Annotated in this window: 21 protein-coding genes; 12 read left to right on the plus strand and 9 right to left on the minus strand. The window is 70.8% G+C overall.

The annotated features are described in order from the left end of the window. Positions 1–41: 41 nt before the first annotated feature. The 8 genes from IF78_RS0121575 to IF78_RS0121610 all read right to left on the minus strand — a co-directional run bounded on the left by IF78_RS0121575 (position 42) and on the right by IF78_RS0121610 (position 7,322). The gene (locus tag IF78_RS0121575) at positions 42–593 is read right to left on the minus strand and encodes a hypothetical protein (RefSeq protein WP_234439768.1); all 552 of its coding nucleotides are present in this window, start codon (positions 591–593) and stop codon (positions 42–44) included. 34 nt (positions 594–627) lie between these two features. Beyond that, on the minus strand, positions 628–2,058 hold the full coding sequence (locus tag IF78_RS0121580) for a sensor histidine kinase (protein ID WP_031479139.1): 1,431 nt from the start codon (positions 2,056–2,058) through the stop codon (positions 628–630). Beyond that, positions 2,055–2,792: a response regulator transcription factor gene (locus IF78_RS0121585; protein ID WP_031479137.1), complete on the minus strand. Its 738-nt coding sequence runs from the start codon at positions 2,790–2,792 to the stop codon at positions 2,055–2,057. Before IF78_RS0121585 ends, IF78_RS0121580 begins: the two co-directional genes overlap by 4 nt. Positions 2,793–2,876: 84 nt before the next feature. Continuing rightward, positions 2,877–3,065: a hypothetical protein gene (locus tag IF78_RS0121590; RefSeq protein WP_031479135.1), complete on the minus strand. Its 189-nt coding sequence runs from the start codon at positions 3,063–3,065 to the stop codon at positions 2,877–2,879. 11 nt (positions 3,066–3,076) lie between these two features. Continuing rightward, positions 3,077–4,141: a S1C family serine protease gene (locus IF78_RS0121595; protein WP_031479133.1), complete on the minus strand. Its 1,065-nt coding sequence runs from the start codon at positions 4,139–4,141 to the stop codon at positions 3,077–3,079. Between the two features lie 151 nt (positions 4,142–4,292). Next, the gene (locus IF78_RS0121600; protein ID WP_234439767.1) at positions 4,293–5,252 is read right to left on the minus strand and encodes a serine hydrolase; all 960 of its coding nucleotides are present in this window, start codon (positions 5,250–5,252) and stop codon (positions 4,293–4,295) included. Between the two features lie 141 nt (positions 5,253–5,393). Beyond that, positions 5,394–6,416, minus strand: coding sequence for a LacI family DNA-binding transcriptional regulator (locus IF78_RS0121605; RefSeq protein WP_031479129.1), 1,023 nt, complete (start codon positions 6,414–6,416; stop codon positions 5,394–5,396). 126 nt (positions 6,417–6,542) lie between these two features. Further along, complete coding sequence (locus IF78_RS0121610) at positions 6,543–7,322, minus strand: winged helix-turn-helix transcriptional regulator (protein ID WP_031479127.1); 780 nt, start codon at positions 7,320–7,322, stop codon at positions 6,543–6,545. 171 nt (positions 7,323–7,493) lie between these two features. Here IF78_RS0121610 and IF78_RS0121615 point away from each other — a divergent pair, with 171 nt between their 5' ends. The 9 genes from IF78_RS0121615 (at position 7,494) to IF78_RS0121650 (ending at position 13,196) form a co-directional block, all read left to right on the plus strand. Then, positions 7,494–8,354, plus strand: a complete 861-nt coding sequence (locus tag IF78_RS0121615; protein ID WP_031479125.1) for an alpha/beta hydrolase — start codon at positions 7,494–7,496, stop codon at positions 8,352–8,354. 37 nt (positions 8,355–8,391) lie between these two features. Continuing rightward, complete coding sequence (locus IF78_RS0121620; RefSeq protein WP_031479123.1) at positions 8,392–8,646, plus strand: MoaD/ThiS family protein; 255 nt, start codon at positions 8,392–8,394, stop codon at positions 8,644–8,646. Positions 8,647–8,648: 2 nt separating this feature from the next. Next, on the plus strand, positions 8,649–9,932 hold the full coding sequence (locus IF78_RS0121625; protein WP_031479121.1) for a hypothetical protein: 1,284 nt from the start codon (positions 8,649–8,651) through the stop codon (positions 9,930–9,932). Positions 9,933–10,102: 170 nt separating this feature from the next. After that, positions 10,103–10,840, plus strand: coding sequence for an LmeA family phospholipid-binding protein (locus IF78_RS0121630; protein WP_031479119.1), 738 nt, complete (start codon positions 10,103–10,105; stop codon positions 10,838–10,840). Between the two features lie 198 nt (positions 10,841–11,038). Beyond that, the gene (locus tag IF78_RS50895; RefSeq protein ID WP_350751515.1) at positions 11,039–11,119 is read left to right on the plus strand and encodes an Ms5788A family Cys-rich leader peptide; all 81 of its coding nucleotides are present in this window, start codon (positions 11,039–11,041) and stop codon (positions 11,117–11,119) included. Between the two features lie 129 nt (positions 11,120–11,248). Next, the gene (locus IF78_RS0121635) at positions 11,249–12,088 is read left to right on the plus strand and encodes a sulfurtransferase (RefSeq protein WP_031479117.1); all 840 of its coding nucleotides are present in this window, start codon (positions 11,249–11,251) and stop codon (positions 12,086–12,088) included. A 64-nt stretch (positions 12,089–12,152) separates the two neighbouring features. Beyond that, a complete protein-coding gene (locus IF78_RS0121640; RefSeq protein ID WP_004000115.1) occupies positions 12,153–12,443 on the plus strand; it encodes a DUF1416 domain-containing protein in 291 nt (96 codons plus the stop codon). Positions 12,444–12,538: 95 nt separating this feature from the next. Beyond that, entirely contained in the window at positions 12,539–12,799 is a 261-nt protein-coding gene (locus tag IF78_RS0121645) for a DUF3099 domain-containing protein (RefSeq protein WP_031479114.1), read from the plus strand. Between the two features lie 10 nt (positions 12,800–12,809). Beyond that, positions 12,810–13,196, plus strand: coding sequence for a VOC family protein (locus tag IF78_RS0121650; protein WP_031479112.1), 387 nt, complete (start codon positions 12,810–12,812; stop codon positions 13,194–13,196). On the opposite strand, the gene IF78_RS0121655 is transcribed toward IF78_RS0121650, so the two are convergent. After that, positions 13,190–13,552 (minus strand): DsrE family protein, encoded by a 363-nt coding sequence (locus tag IF78_RS0121655; RefSeq protein ID WP_031479110.1) that lies wholly within the window; start codon positions 13,550–13,552, stop codon positions 13,190–13,192. The two genes, IF78_RS0121650 and IF78_RS0121655, sit on opposite strands and share 7 nt — an antisense overlap. 154 nt (positions 13,553–13,706) lie before the next feature. Here IF78_RS0121655 and IF78_RS0121660 point away from each other — a divergent pair, with 154 nt between their 5' ends. The 3 genes from IF78_RS0121660 to IF78_RS0121670 are packed head-to-tail and all read left to right on the plus strand — an operon-like array spanning position 13,707 to position 16,200. After that, a complete protein-coding gene (locus tag IF78_RS0121660) occupies positions 13,707–14,453 on the plus strand; it encodes a hypothetical protein (RefSeq protein WP_234439766.1) in 747 nt (248 codons plus the stop codon). Beyond that, a complete protein-coding gene (locus tag IF78_RS0121665) occupies positions 14,450–15,331 on the plus strand; it encodes a hypothetical protein (protein ID WP_234439765.1) in 882 nt (293 codons plus the stop codon). The genes IF78_RS0121660 and IF78_RS0121665 overlap by 4 nt, the downstream gene beginning before the upstream one ends. Continuing rightward, positions 15,328–16,200: a hypothetical protein gene (locus tag IF78_RS0121670; protein WP_031479104.1), complete on the plus strand. Its 873-nt coding sequence runs from the start codon at positions 15,328–15,330 to the stop codon at positions 16,198–16,200. The genes IF78_RS0121665 and IF78_RS0121670 overlap by 4 nt, the downstream gene beginning before the upstream one ends. Positions 16,201–16,242: the final 42 nt, after the last annotated feature.

Raw genomic sequence — 16,242 nt, forward strand, 5'->3', positions numbered from 1 at the left:
GCCGCCGGCGGCGACGCGATCCTCTGCGGCCGTACGGCGGTTCAGCCGGTGAGACCGGCCCGCCGCAGCAGCTTCAGCCAATCGTTGTACTCCCACAGCTCGTCGTCGATCGACTCAAGCCGTGCGTACTCGGCGGGAGTGACCAGCCGCTCCAGGAAGTACGCCTCAACACTCGGTGCGAGCGGCTCGAAGCGCTCAGCGTCGACCCACTCCCAATGTTCGTCCGGGATACCGAGGACACCGCCGCCCGCGCGGTCGAGGAAGACCGGTGTGTCGCCGATCAACCCGATGCAGAACAGCTTCTCCGGAGACAGCTCCAGCGGGGAGTCGACCGGCCCGCAGTAGAACTGGTGCTCTTCGGCCTCCTCCAGGCCGAAGAGCTGCACATTCGGCCCGCAGCTCACACCGTCCAGCACCCGGCAGAAGTCCAGGAACTCCCGCGGCACCCCGTCCGTCTCCGCGTCGGCCGCCGTCTCCGCGTCAATCGTCCCGCCGAGCGTGAAGCCCAGCACGTCCGGGCTCTGAGCCAGCGCCGTCCGCAGGGCGTCCACCGTCGCAGTCAGACGGGACGATGCATGGCTCGCGCTGGTCATCTGGCCACCCTATTGGCGGCTACGGCATAGGCGGCTACGGCGTCTCCGGCGGAGGAGTGGCCGCCCCCGGCAGCCGTACCGTCGCCACCGTCCCGCCGCCCTCCGCGCGGGCCAGCGTCACCTGGCCGCCCGCCTGCTCGACCGTACGGGCCACGATCGACAGGCCAAGCCCCGAGCCCGGCAGGGCTCGCGCGCTCGGTGAGCGCCAGAAGCGGTCGAAGACGTGGGGGAGTTCGTCGGCGGGGATGCCGGGGCCGTGATCGCGGACGGCGAGGACGCCTTCGTTCAGGGCGACCTCGATCGTGCCGCCCTCGGGGCTGAACTTCACCGCGTTGTCGAGGATGTTGACCACCGCGCGCTCCAGCGCCGCCGGTTCCGCGCGGACGAACCAGGGGTGGAGGTCGGCGGTGATCGTCAGCTCGGGGCCCCGGAGGCGGGCGCGGCGCAGGGCCGACTCGACCGTGTCCTCCAGGGAGAGCACCTGGACGCGCTCGCCTCGCTGACTCTCCGATCGGGACAGTTCCTGCAAGTCGCCGATCAGGGCCGCCAGTTCGGTCATCTGCGCCTTCACCGAGGCGAGGAGTGCCTTGCGGTCCGCCTCGGGGATCGGGCGGCCCGTCTCCTCGCTGCGGGTGAGGAGTTCGATGTTCGTGCGGAGGGAGGTGAGCGGGGTACGGAGTTCGTGGCCGGCATCCGCGATGAGCTGCTGTTGCAACTCGCGGGAGCTGGCCAGGGCCGACGTCATGGAGTTGAAGGAGCGGGAGAGACGGGCGACCTCGTCCTCGCTCTCGTCCTCAACCGGGATGCGGACGCTCAGGTCCTCGGTACGGGCGACGTGTTCCACGGCGTCGGTGAGCTTGTCTACGGGGCGCAGGCCCGCTCGGGCCACCGCCAGGCCCGCCGCGCCGGCGCCGACGACTCCGATGCCGGAGACGAGGAGGAGGATGAGGGCGAGTTCGTTGAGGGTGGACTGGGTGCTCTTGAGGGGGGTCGCGAGCTGCAGGGCGACCCCTTGTGAGTCGTTCTGGTCGACGCCCAGGTACACGGTCAGCACGCGTACGGCGTTGCCGTTCTCGTCGGTGCCGTTGCGGAAGAAGCCCTTACTCCTGTCCGCGCCCTTGATCACGTCCTTGTCAGAGGCGGTGACGTTGACGGTGCTCGGGGAGTTCGGGTCGACGCAGGGCGCGCCCTCCTCCTTGATCGCCTGGACGTAGTCATTCCGGTGGAAGAACTGGGCGTTCTCCTGCGGAGTCTGCGTGCACCTCTGAAGGAGCGCGCTGACGGTGCCAGGCCTCCGCGCCATCTCCTCCAGATCGGCGTTCACTTGGTCGTACAGCTTCCCCTGCACAATGAACCAACAGGTCACCGAAACCGCCGCCACCGCGAACGCCACCGCCGCCGCCACCAACAGCGCCAGCCGCGACCGAATCGGCAGCGACCGGTACCGCCGAAGAACCCTCCTCACTCCGCCCCACCCTGCCGCAGCACATACCCCACACCCCGAACCGTGTGCACGAGCCGCGGCTCACCACCGGCCTCGGTCTTGCGCCTCAGGTACATGACGTACACGTCCAGCGAGTTGGAGCTCGGCTCGAAGTCGAAGCCCCACACCGCCTTCAGGATCTGCTCCCGGGTCAGCACCTGGCGTGGATGCGCCATGAACATCTCCAGCAGCGTGAACTCCGTACGGGTCAGCTCCACCGGCCGCCCACCCCGCGTGACCTCCCGCGTCGCGAGGTCCATGCGCAGGTCGGCGAAGGTCAGCGCCTCGTCGTCCTCCGCCGGGCCCGCACCGGCCGCCGCCGCGTACGAGCTGCGCCGCAGCAGGGCCCTGACCCGGGCGAACAGTTCGTCCAGCTCGAACGGCTTGACCAGGTAGTCGTCGGCCCCGGCGTCGAGTCCCGTCACGCGGTCGCCGACCGTGTCGCGGGCGGTCAGCATCAGGATCGGCGTCGTGTCGCCGGCGCCGCGGATACGGCGGGCGGCGGTGAGGCCGTCCATGCGGGGCATCTGGATGTCCAGGATCACCAGCTCGGGCCGGTAGGCGGTCGCCTTCTCCAGGGCGTCGGCGCCGTCGACCGCGACCTCCGTGTCGTACCCCTCGAAGGCCAGGCTGCGCTGGAGTGCTTCACGCACCGCGGGCTCGTCGTCGACGATCAGGATGCGCTGGGGGTCACGGTCGCCTTCGGCGGGGCTCATGGGCTCGGGGTCCTCGCGTGCGGTGGGAGAGGGGGCTGGAAGGGCGGGCTGAGCTGGCTCGGACGCTCTCAGCCTCGCACGTTCTCAGCCTCGTACGGTACGGCGGCGGGAGCGGGCCGCGGTGGTCCTGCGGCCTGCGCCGAGGCCGACGGTCGCCAGCTCCGGCGCCCGGGACGGGGCAGTCGGCGCGTGCAGGGCGTCGGCGACCTCGAGGGCCAGGGCGAAGTCGGCTGCGCCGATACCGGTCTCGGTGTGCTCAACCTGCTGGATCATCACGTACTCCTTCAGCTCTGCGAGCCCGAGCGCAGCTTGGCGAGGTCGGACTTGACGGTGTTGATCGGGATGGCGAAGCCGAGGCCGACGCTGCCCGCGTCGGACGAGCTCGAACCGGAGGCCGAGTACATCGCCGAGTTGATGCCGATGATGTTGCCGTTCATGTCGATCAGCGCGCCGCCGGAGTTGCCGGGATTGAGGGACGCGTCCGTCTGTATCGCCTTGTACGTCGTCGTCGACGACCCGGTGTCGCCGTTGAACTGCTGACCGCCGAACTCGAACGGCCACCCACCGCCCCCGCCCTGCTGTTGCTGCCCCTGGCTCTCGTCCGTCGAGACGGTCACGTCACGGTCGAGCGCGGACACGATGCCGCTGGTGACCGTGCCGGTCAGGCCCTCGGGCGAGCCGATCGCCACGACCTCGTCGCCGACCTGCACACCGTCGGAGTCGCCGAGGGTGGCCGCCGTCAGGCCGGACGCGTTCCGCAGCTTGATCAGCGCGAGGTCCTTGCTGCTGTCGGTGCCGACGACCTCGGCGGTGTACTCCTTGCCGTCGCTGGTCCTCACCTTGACCGACGAGGCGCCGGAGACGACGTGGTTGTTGGTGATGATCTCGCCGTCACCGGTGATGATCACGCCGGAGCCGGTGGACGACCCGGCGTTCGAGGTCGCGTTGATCTCGACGATGCTCGGGCTGACCGCCTTGGCGACGCCGGAGACCGTGCCCTTCTGGCTGGAGGGGATGACGTTGGTGCTGGTGGAGCCGGCGGCGGCGACGGTGTCGTTGCCGGTCAGCTCCTGGATGCCGTACGCCGTACCGCCCCCGATCGCCGCGGCGACGATCGCCACGGCCGCGAGGAGGGCGACGGGACCGCGGTTGCGGCGCCGCGTCCTCGGCGGCTGGGCGACGGGCTCGGTGAGGAGAGCGGTGGGGGCGCCCGCGGCGCCGCCCGCCTGGACCGTCGGCTCGTGCGCCGGCGGGGGCGGCCACTCCGGGTTCACGGGGGAGGAGGCGTGCTGCTGGGCGCCCGGGTACGGGTTGTCGTAGTCGCCGCTGCGGCGGAAGCTCTCGGTCATGGAAAAGAGCTTGTCGCCCGACCATGAGAGCTTCCTGAGCGCTCCCTGAGAAGCCCGGCAGAAGCTCGTATGCCCGATATAAAGCCCGTACTGGCGGCTGGGCGGGGCCTCTCAGAGAACCTTCAGATCCGCTTGGCAGCCTCAGGTCCGCTTACAGCGGCCAGGGGCGGACGTGTGTGCTGGCCGCGCCGACCGCCGCTCTCGCCGCCTGTTCGACCAGCGAGACCCCGCTTTCCATCGTGGGGTTGCCGTCGCTGAGGACCGAGACCAGGTACCGGTGCCCGTGCACGGTGACCTGGCCGACGCTGTTGATGATCCACAGGTCGGTCGAGTCCCGCCGCAGCCAGCCGTTCTTGAGGGCCCATCCGGAGCCCGGGGAGCCGGCCGCGGAGATCCCCCAGTCCTGGTCCCGCACGACCTGGCCCATCAGGTGCCGGATGTAGGCACGGGACTCCTGGTTGAGCCGTGCGTGCGCGCGGGCGGAGCGCGCCGGCCCTCGGGTGAAGACCGCACGCAACAGCTTGACCTGGTCCGTGGCCGTGGTCCGGGTGAGGCCCCAGCGGATGCCGGGGCCGCCCTCCGTCGAGGAGAGCCCCAACCGTTCGTTCGCGGCGTCGAGGCCTTCCGCTTCGCCGATCGCCCGCCACAGGACGTTGGTCGCGTCGTTGTCGCTCGTCCGGATCATCTCCGCGGCGTCGCGGCGCTCGGCGGCTGTCAGCTCGCGGTCCTCGTCCGCCGCCTGCAGCAGCAGCGTCGCGAGGATGTCCACCTTGATGATGCTCGCCGTCTCGAACCTCGCGCCCTTCCCGTACGAGGCGATCTCCCGGTCGGCGCTGTCGAGGTCGAGCACCGCGACCGCCAGCCGGGTGTCGCCGCCCGGAACGAGGGGCCTGAGCGCCCGCGCGAGGGTCGCGCCGCGATTCAGGCGCGGCTGTGCCGCCGGTCCCGGGTTCGGCGCGCTCGCCCGGGCCAGGGGCGTCCGTGCATCGTGGGGCGTGCCGGTGGCGGAGCACGCGGTGAGCGACGCCGCGACCGCGGTGGCGACGCAGACCCTCAGCATGTACGCCCGGAGGCGGCGCGTCGTGTTCGTCCGGTTCTGTCCGTCGGGCATGGCGGGTCAGGCCTCGGTGTTTCCGGGGAGCGGCGGTGTGCAGGCCGAAAAAGTGATCAATCAGAAAAATAGGACACGTCGGAGGTGAAGGCGGCGATTGACACCCGGGACACCGGAACAGTCGGCAGAAACCCCGAAACCTCAGGCGCACCCACAAGAGCGCCGCACGACGAGCCGGGACGGAAACACCTTCAGCCGCTCACGCCGTGACCCCGCAACCCGCAGTCCGTCATCCAGGACCAGATCCACCGCGGCCCGGGCCATCGCCGAGCGGTCCGACGCGATGGTCGTCAGCGGTGGATCCGCGAGCGCCGCTTCCTTGATGTCGTCGAACCCGGCGACAGCCAGCTCCCCCGGCACATCGATCCGCAGTTCCCGCGCCGCCCGCAGCACACCGATGGCCTGGTCGTCGGTGGAGCAGAAGATCGCGGGCGGGCGGTTCGGCCCGGAGAGGATCTCCAGCGCTATGCGATACGCGTCGTACCGGTTGTACGGCGCCTCGAACAGCCGCCCCTCCGTCGGGATCCGCGCCTCGGCCATCGCCCGCCGCCAGCCCTCGACGTGGTCGGAGACCGGGTCGCCGACCGCCGGGGTCTCCGCGGTGCCGCCCATACAGGCGACGTACTCGTAGCCGTGCTCCAGGAGATGGCGTACGGCGAGCTGGGCGCCACCCAGGTCGTCGGTGACGACGGCGACGTCGTCTATGGCCTCGGGCCGCTCGTGGAGGAGGACGACCCGGGCGTCCCAGGCCTCGATCTCGGCGGCGGCCAGGTCGTTCAGGGCGTGGGAGACGAGGATGAGCCCCGAGACGCGCATCCCGAGGAACGCCCGCAGATAGTGGACCTCGCGCTCGCCGACGTAGTCGGAGTTGCCGACGAGAACCATCTTGCCGCGCTCGGCGGCGGCCCATTCGACCGCGTGCGCCATCTCGCCGAAGAAGGGCTGGCGGGCGTCCGGGACGATCAGGCCTATGAGATCCGTGCGCCGCGAGGCCATCGCCTGGGCGACCCGGTCGGGCCGGTAGCCCAGCTCCTTGATCGCGGCGAGGACACGCTCGCGCGTGGCCGGGGCGACCGGCCGGGGTCCGTTGTTGATGACATAGCTGACGACGGCAGTGGATGTCCCTGCCAGTCGCGCGACGTCATCGCGAGTCACCTTGGCCACGCGCGGAGTCTACGCGGATGGACCCGCTCTGGGCAGGGCGTGAAGGAGCTCCGTTGCCGCCCGGCCGCCACCCGCATGTGCGAATGCGACGCCGGTGCGCCCTGCCCGAGCGTCCGCCGTGCCGTTCTACGCCTCGGCGCGGACCTCGGCGCCGTCCAGGGCGTCCGCCTCGTCCGCATCTTCCGGCTTTGCGCGGCCGGCCTTGGCCTTCGCCTCCTCGGCGGCCCGGTCGATCTTCTCCGGAGTAACGAATCGATAACCGACGTTCCGTACGGTCCCGATGAGCGACTCGTGCTCGGGTCCGAGCTTCGCGCGCAGTCGTCGTACGTGGACGTCGACCGTCCGGGTGCCGCCGAAGTAGTCGTAGCCCCAGACCTCCTGCAGCAGCTGCGCGCGCGTGAACACACGGCCCGGGTGCTGGGCGAGGTACTTCAGGAGCTCGAACTCCTTGAAGGTGAGGTCGAGGACCCGTCCCTTGAGTTTCGCGGAGTAGGTCGCCTCGTCGACCGAGAGGTCGCCGTTGCGGATTTCCATGGGGGAGTCGTCGTTGACGATCTGCTGGCGGCCCATCGCGAGCCGGAGCCGGGCCTCCACCTCCGCGGGGCCGGCGGTGTCGAGCAGTACGTCGTCGATGCCCCAGTCGGCGGTGACGGCGGCGAGGCCGCCCTCGGTGACGACGAGGACGAGCGGGCAGCCGGGGCCGGTCGAGCGCAGGAGCTGGCACAGGCTGCGGACCTGCGGCAGGTCACGCCGGCCGTCGATGAGGATGACGTCGGCGCCCGGGGTGTCGACGAGGGCGGGTCCCTCCGCCGGGGCCACGCGCACGTTGTGCAGCAGCAGGCCGAGTGCGGGGAGCACCTCCGTCGACGGCTGGAGGGCATTGGTCAGGAGCAGCAGAGAACTCATACGTCTGGTTCCTCCTCGGTCCCTGCGAGGACATATTCGGTGCGGAACTGCTCTGCGATCCCGAAGGCCCCGTACACCTGCGGTTTCCCGCGTCGTATACAACGCTTCCGAAAGCACAAAAGGACCCGGGGGCTACGCTGCCCGAGTCCTCTGCCCAGCAGAATAGCCCACATGAGCAATGGTCCGGCAGGTCATGTGGCACGATCGACGGTTCGTCCGAACTCTGAGACGGCCAGACTTACACCTTTGCGGACGTTTCTGCACACCGACGACGGGGTGACGATCGATTCCGTATACGACCCGGGTGCGGTCGTATACGACTCCTTCCGTCCACCTGCCGGTGACGTGGTGTTCGTCGTCGCCCACGGCTTCACCGGGGACGTCGACAAGCCGCACGTCCGCCGGGTGGCGGAGGCCTTCGTCCGGCACGGAGCCGTCGTCACCTTCTCCTTCCGGGGGCACGGCGCGTCGGGTGGTCGCTCGACGGTCGGCGACCGCGAGGTGCTGGACCTGGCGGCCGCGGTGCGGTGGGCGCGCGGACTCGGGCACGCGCGCGTGGTGACCGTCGGCTTCTCCATGGGCGGGTCGGTGGTGCTGCGGCACGCGGCGATCTACGGCGGGGGCGGTGACGCGGCCGGGGCGCGTACGGACGCCGTGGTGTCCGTGAGTGCGCCGGCGCGCTGGTACTACCGGGGCACACCCCGCATGCGCCGCCTGCACTGGCTGGTGACCCGGCCCGAGGGACGTCTGGTGGGGCGCTACGGATTCCGTACGCGGATCCATCACCGGGAGTGGAGCCCGGTACCGATGTCCCCCGTGGAGGCGGTCCCCCGGATCGCCCCGACCCCGCTGCTCATCGTGCACGGCGACCGGGACGGCTACTTCCCCCTCGACCACCCCCGCATGCTGGCCCAGGCGGCCGGTGACCACGGCGAACTCTGGCTGGAGCCGGGCATGGGCCACGCCGAGCACGCGGCCGGCGACGCACTGCTGGACCGCATCGGGCACTGGGCCGTCTCCCAGGGCGGCTAGCCTGACTGGGTACACAGCCGATTGATTGAGGAACCGGATGCCAAAGGTCACGGTGCGCTACTGGGCCGCCGCGAAGGCCGCGGCCGGGATCGCCGAGGAGCCGTACGACGCGGCCACCCTCGCCGAGGCGCTCGACGCGGTGCGCGAGCGACACCCCGGGGAACTGACGCGCGTACTGCGGCGATGCTCGTTCCTCATCGACGGTGACCCCGTGGGCACCCGCGAACATGAGACGGTACGGCTGGCCGACGGCGGCACGGTCGAGGTGCTCCCGCCGTTCGCAGGAGGGTGACGATGAGCGACCAGCCGTATCAGGGACACCAGGGACACCAGGGGCAGGGCTACGACGGGTACGACCCGTATCAGCAGCCCGCGCCGCAGGCGTGGCCCGGGCAGCAGCCGCACGACGATCCACAGGCCGCCCAGCAGTACACCCAGCAGTGGCAGGGGCAGACCTGGGAGACGCAGGTGCAGGCGCCGGTGACGCCGGCCTCCGCGGGCGGTACGGCGTCTGCGGCCTCCCCGGCCGAGACGGCGTATCTGCCGTCGCAGGGAGCGGCGGCGTATGCCGGGTACGGGGAGACGGGCCAGGGTGGCTGGGACGGTGCGCCGCAGGCACAGGCCCACCCCCAGGAGCAGATGCGCCAGCAGCCGCAGGCCCACCCGCACGCCCAGTTCCAGCCCCAGACCCAGTTCCCGTCCCCCGCACAGCAGCAGAGCGGGACGCGGACCCAGGCCCCCGAGCCCGGCACGCCCGGCACGGATGCACAGCCCGTCGACGGCGACGGCCCCGCCTACGGTCCCGCGACCGTAGGCGGCAACTCCCGCATCACGGACGCCCAGCGCGCCCGTCTGGAGGGCCGTTCCCCGATCATCGACCCGGGAATGCAGCCGGCCGCGCTCACGGCGCTGCTGGGGCTGCTGCTCTCGGGCGCGGCGGCGATCGGGTCGTACGCCCTCGTGGTGCCCCTCGTCCTCCTACAGGCCGTGACGGCGGCGGGCTGGTTCCGGCTGAACGGCATGTGGCCCGCCCGCCAGGGCATCGCGCTGGCCTTCGCGGGCGCGCTGACGGCGGACGTGGCGTTGTTCGCGGCCGACCGCGCGCCGGCGGCGATCCTCGGGACGCTGGGTGTCTGGGTGCTGCTGGCGCTGGTGCTGCAGCTCCGTTCGCACGCCGATCCCGACGAGCGGATGTACGGCCTGATGGCGACGGTCGCCTCGGCGGCGCTGGCGATCATCGCGGCCGGGTATCTCGCGGCCGAGGCGGACGCGGTGACCGTGGGTGCGCCGGCGGTCGCGGTCGCCGTTCTGGCGCGGGCGCTGCCGTTGCCGACGCCGGCTTCCGTCGTGGTCTCGCTGCTCGCGGCGGCGGGTGCGGGGCTCGCCGGGGGCGCGATGACGGGGCTGGGCGCGAGTGGGGCGATGCTCGGGGCGGGCGCGGCGGTGTGCGCCCTGATCGGCCATCGGGTGGCCGCCTACGACTACCCCTCGCGCTTCGTCCACTTCACGGCGGGCGTGGCCCTGCCGCTGGCGGCGGCCGCACCGGCGGTGTACGTGCTGGGGCGGGCGCTGGCCTGAGGGCAGAGCCTGTCACAGATGATCGACAATCCGCCGGTCACCGCCACCGCAGGGTTACTCTCGCGCTGGACGGCCACCCGGTCGTCCGTCGCTGTCATGACCGTCATACCCGTCGTCGACGTCGTGACCGTCGTCGTTGACGACCGCCGAGGTGGGGGGAACACCACAACATGCGCGCCCTGCGAATACTGCTGATCGTCGTCGTGATACTCGGCGGCCTCTTCGTGCTGGCCGACCGGCTCGCCGTCGGGTTCGCCGAGGACGAGGCGGCCGGCAGGCTCCAGGCCACCGAGAACCTCGCCACCGCCCCGGATGTCTCCATCAAGGGCTTCCCGTTCCTGACTCAGGTCGCGAGCGGCACGCTGGACGACGTCGAGGTCGGCATCAAGGACTACGAGGCCGCCACCGGCACCGACGGCGGGACGCTCCGGATCGACGACCTCACGGCGAACATGAAGGGCGTCGAGTTCAGCGGCGACTACAGCTCCGCCACCGCGGCCACCGCCACCGGCACCGCGTCCGTCACCTACGCCGAGCTGCTGAAGACCGCCGAGTCCCAGCCCACCCAGGTCGCCCCCGGCGTCACCGCCAACGTGGTCGGCCTCTCCGATGGCGGCAACGGCAAGATCAAGGTCGCCGTCGAGGCCACCGTCCTCGGCAACAAGCTGCCCGAGCCGGTCTACGTCCTCAGCTCGGTCACCGCCCAGGGCGACACCGTCCGGGTGCACGCGGACAACCTGCCCAGCTTCGGCGGCGTCGACATCGCCGAGTCCCGGGTCCGCGCGATCACCGACTTCGAGCAGAAGATCGACGGCCTCCCGGGTGGCATCCAGCTCGACAAGGTCCAGGCGGCGAAGAACGGCGTCGAGATCACGGTGAAGGGTTCGAACGTCCGCCTCGCCGGGTAGTACCGCGAGCGGTGGACGTGCCGCGTCCAATGGGCGAGACGGCGTAGTCCGTACCGCAGATGTGGCGCGGGACGCATGCCTCCGAAAGCCCCGCGGTGGCGATCCCGACAGCCTCTCCTTCCCACATCCCGGACGATCGTGTCTCAGAATGCGACACACCGGTGACACGCCCGCCTGTCCGTCCCTACGATCGACGGCATGAAGCGACAGGCGGATCTCACGAAGCGGCGGGCAGTAGACCTGTGCCGCGTTGCCGCCATGCTCTGTCGCCCCTTCTGAGCGGAAGCTCCGACTTCCGCGTTTTCCCTCGCCCTGACCAGGGCACAGGTGCGCCGTCTCGGCACGAGCGCGCGCACCCCACGCACTCGCACGCCCCGCCGCCGCAACTGCCCCGGAGGAGAGAAGAGCATGAGCCGCAGCGACGTCCTCGTCGACGCCGACTGGGTCCAGGAGAACCTGGACAACCCCAACATCGCGATCGTGGAGGTGGACGAAGACACGTCCGCCTACGAGAAGAACCACATCCGCAACGCGATCCGCATCGACTGGACCAAGGACCTGCAGGACCCGGTCCGCCGCGACTTCATCGACCAGGAGGGCTTCGAGAAGCTCCTGTCGGCGAAGGGCATCGCCAACGACACCCTGGTGATCCTCTACGGCGGCAACAACAACTGGTTCGCGTCCTACGCCTACTGGTACTTCAAGCTCTACGGCCACGAGAACGTCAAGCTTCTCGACGGCGGCCGCAAGAAGTGGGAGCTGGACGCCCGCGAGCTGGTCGAGGAGGTGCCCGAGCGCCCGACGACCGAGTACAAGGCCAAGGCCCAGGACACCTCCATCCGTGCCTTCCGTGACGACGTCGTCGCCGCGATCGGCTCGCAGAACCTGGTCGACGTCCGGTCACCCGACGAGTTCTCCGGCAAGCTGCTCGCCCCGGCCCACCTGCCGCAGGAGCAGTCGCAGCGCCCGGGCCACGTGCCCAGCGCCCGCAACATCCCGTGGTCGAAGAACGCCAACGACGACGGCACCTTCAAGTCGGACGAGGAGCTCAAGGAGCTCTACGCCGAGGAGCAGGTGGACCTGGCGAAGGACACCATCGCCTACTGCCGTATCGGTGAGCGCTCCGCGCTGACCTGGTTCGTCCTGCACGAGCTGCTCGGTGTGGAGAACGTCAAGAACTACGACGGCTCCTGGACCGAGTACGGCTCCCTGGTCGGCGTTCCGATCGAGCTCGGCGCCAACAAGTAAGACCCAACCCGCTCGTAATCCCCGACCGGCCTTCCTTCCGGTCAGACCCCTTCTGGAGAAAGACATGTGTGGAGCGAAGGCCGGCGGCCCCGACGCCTCGACGATCAAGCCCGGTGAGACCACGATCCAGGGTCAGGTGACCCGCGACGGCGAGCCGGTGACGGGCTACGTCCGTCTGCTGGACTCGACCGGCGAGTTCACCGCGGAGGTCCCCACCTCCGCCACGGGCCAGTTCCGCTTCTACGCGGCCGAGGGCACCTGGACCGTACGCGCGCTCGTCCCCGGCGCCACGGCCGACCGTACGGTCGTCGTCGCCGAGAAGGGCGCTCTCGCCGAGGTCGCGATCGCGGTCTGAGCGAGATCGGCAGCCGAAGGGCCGCACCCCGCGGGTTGGACGCCTGGGGTGCGGCCCTTCTGCCTGCCCGTGCCGCACGGGCCTACCCTGGACGCATGTACGCACGGCGACGGCACCTGTACTTCGCCATGATGGGGACCTGCGTCACGCTCTTCGTCCTGGCCTGGGGCGTCGTGCGCATCTGGTCCACCCCGGTGGCCGTCGGCATGTGCCTGGTCGCCATGGTCATCCCGCCGCTCGCCGCGATGGTCGCCAACCGGCGGGGGCCGGAGGACCGCTGGTGGGACGACCCCTCCGGCGACCCGCAGTCCGACGAGTGGTGGGACGAGCTGGACGGCAAGAAGCGGCGGCAGTAAGAAGGCGTGCATGCCGACCGCGAAGCTGTCGACCGTGACGTTGGACGCGCGTGACGCGCACGAGCTCGCCGGGTTCTATCTGCGCCTGCTCGGGTACTCCGTGCGGGCCGAGGAGCCGAACTGGGTGCTCATCGGCCCGCCACCCGGCACCGAGGGCCTGTCCCTCGCCTTCGAGACCGAACCCGAGTACGCCCCGCCCGTCTGGCCCACGCGCAAGCCCGGCGACCAGCAGATGATGATGCACCTGGACGTCGAGGTCGACGACCTGGAGGGCGAGACCGCGCGGGCCGTGCGGGAAGGGGCGCGACTCGCCGGCCACCAGCCCCAGGGCGATGTACGGGTGCTGTTCGACCCGTCCGGGCACCCCTTCTGCCTCTGGGTGGGCGAGTCTCAGTAGACGAGCGCCTGTGTCTCGTCCCCCAGCGCCTCCTGCACGAACACCTGCGCGCCGGCGATCCGTACGCCCTTGATGACGTCCTTCTCCGTGATGTCCCGGCGGGCCGCGCACTGGGTGCACAGGGTGAGCCGGCCGCCCGCGAGGATCGAGTCGAGGAGGTCGGGCAGCGGGGCGGCGTGCGGCAGTTCGAACTCGGCGGCGCGGCCGGGCAGCGCGAACCAGGCGGACTCACCGGTCAGCCACAACGACACCTCGACCCCACTCGCCACGGCCACCGCCGCCACCGTGAACGCCTGCGAACAGCGCTCGGGGGCGTCCGCCCCCGCCGTCACCTTGATCACGAGCTTCTTCGCCATGGTCGAATCGTAATCAACCGCCCTACAACCCGGGCTGTCGATCATGAGTCTCCTGTGCGCACGCATACGGAATGCGGGCTTCACGTTCTGTTGGGGGGACGTCTTGGATGTACCCGAAGAAGTAGGAGCGGGGGCGACGCCGGCCGCTCCGGTCGTGCCCGGGCATGCGGAGGTGCCCGAGGCGCGCGCCGCGGCCCGGCCCCGTCGCCGTGGGCGTACGGCGCTGCTGATCAGCGCTGCCGCCGTGATCGGGCTCGTCGGCGGGACCTGTGCCGGTTACCTCGTACAGGCGGACCGTGCGCCGACCAAGCTGCCCCCGCTCTCCCAGCCGACCCTGAAGCAGTCCGCGGGCGAGGCGCCCGAGCCGCTGTCGGCCGCTCGCGACCGCCGGGTGAAGACCGACGGCGACCTGCGCAAGCTGCTGCTGAAGAAGCCGGCCGGGGCGAAGGACGCCCAGTGGCTGGAGGGCCTGGACGGCTGGATGGACCTGGCCGGGTACGCCGGCACCTTTGAGGGGGCGGACCAGATTTTCGCCAACCTCGTCAGCGACGAGTTCCGCCGGGCCGCCGTCACGGGCTGGCAGTCCGGCTCGTCCACGGTGGAGATCCGCCTGGTGCAGTTCCGGCAGGAGGAGGCCGTCGCCGCCGACGACATCGGCGACAAGAACCTGTACTGGGGGGAGAACGCGTCGACCGAGAGCTGGCCGGTCCCGGGCACCGGAGACGGTATGGCGCACGTCCACAGCGAGCCCGAGACCGAGGTCGGCTACATGCCGCTGTACAGCGCGGACGCGTACGCCTGGCGCGGTGACATCGCCATGGAGATCTGGGTCTACGACTCCAAGCCGATCACCAAGAAGAGGATCATGGACCTGGCCGAGCGGCAGATGGAGCGGCTGTGAACGAGAACCAGAACGCCGCCGTGCCGACGCCGCCCGTTGAGCCTGCCGTGCCGACGCCGCCCGTCGATCCTGCGGCGACTGTCGCGACTGTCGGTCCTGCCGCGCCTGTCGAGCCCGCCAAGAAGCCCCTCCGTCGTGGCCGTATCGCCGCTGTCGCGGGATCCGTGCTGCTGGTCGGGGCTCTCGTCGCCGGCGTCGGGTACACCGTCGTGACCGTGCGGGACGCCGATCGGGGCGCCGGGGCGCCGGTGTGGGAGTTCCCGGCGGAGAAGGCCGGCGACGAGAAGGAGCCGACCGCCTCCGGGCTGGCCGGGATGCTCGTGCCGTACGGCACCGACGGCTGGGTGCGGGGGCCGGACCTCAGGGAGTTCGGGTCGGACGCGCAGCTCAGCGGCGCCCAGGCCATGGCTCTGCAGAAGGAGTCGCTGCGTGATCTGCCGCGCTCCCAGCGGCGCCAGCTGGAGAAGTGGATGGACAAGCAGCGCATCACAGGCATAGCGATGCGCAGTTACTTCAACGGGAACGGCAGCAACCTCAGCGAGGAGGCCGCCCGGGGCATCTACAACGTCAGCATCGTGCTGAGCCAGATGGAGAGCCAGGCGGCCGTACGGGACCTGTCGACGCTCCAGAACGGGTTCCTCGGCGCCCTGGACATCCTCCGCGACGGCCCGGCGATCAAGGGCCACAAGGAGGCCAAGTGCTTCCTGCCGCCCAAGGACGCCGAGGAGCCCCTCGACACCATGTACTGCTCCGCCTACGTGGGCGACGTCCTGGTCACCGCGACCGCGGAGGGCGTCAAGCCACTCGACACCAAGGGGGCCGCGATGCTGCTCAAGACGCAGCTCGACCGCATCGCCGAGCCGGGGGAGGCGGTATGAGCGAGCAGACGGAGCAGGCCGAGCAGGTCGAGCAGACCGAGCAGTTCCTCCCCGCGGCACCACCCATACCGCCCCAGGCCCCGGTGCAGCCTCCGGCGCCCAAGGACCGCCGTGTGCTGCGTGCCGTCCTGCGCTGGACCGCCGCCGTCGTAGTCTGCGCGGCGGTCGGGGCGGGCGCGGCGTACGGGATCACCGGGATGGAGCGGACGGACGTACCGGGACTGGCGACCGAGTCGGACGGGCGCTGGGACTACCCGACGCTCACCAGGCCGCCCCTGCCGTCGGGCAGCCCGCGGCCCTTCGCCGAGACGAACAAGTCCGGCACCCACCACGCCGACCTGCGTGCCCTCGTCCTGCCGGCACCGAAGGGGGCGACCGCGGACAAGGCGCTGCGCGGCGACGACGGCTGGCTCGCGACGAAGGACTTCCTGGCGGAGTACGGGCAGAAGGAGGACCGCGACGAGTTCGGGCAGCAGCTCGTCGACTACGGCCTCCGGCACATCGCGGCACGCGGCTGGACCACCCAGGACGGCACGCACACCAGGATCTACCTGCTCCGCTTCGACACCGCGGCGGTCGTGGACGGGCTGTTCGCCGACGGCCTCGCCACGATGAGCAGCCCCCGCTACGAGCTGCGGGGCGCCGAGGCCGCCGTCTACGACGAGGACTTCCCGGAGGAGGCCCGGCAGATCGGGGAGATCAGCCCCTCCGTCTACGCCGAGGTCGAGCCGTACGGCGACGAGGAGGTCCGGCAGGCGTACCTCCCGGCCGGTGACGTCCTCGGGGTGATCGTCCAGTCCCGAAAGGGCGGTGCGAGGGCGGTGCCCTTCCAGCAGACGGTCGTACTGCAGAGCCAGCTGCTGGGCTGAGCCCGCTCATGGGCCTACCTCACACAGAGGGCCGGGCCGCGG

The sequence above is a fragment of the Streptomyces bicolor genome, assembly GCF_000719285.1.
Taxonomy (GTDB): Bacteria; Actinomycetota; Actinomycetes; order Streptomycetales; family Streptomycetaceae; genus Streptomyces; species Streptomyces bicolor.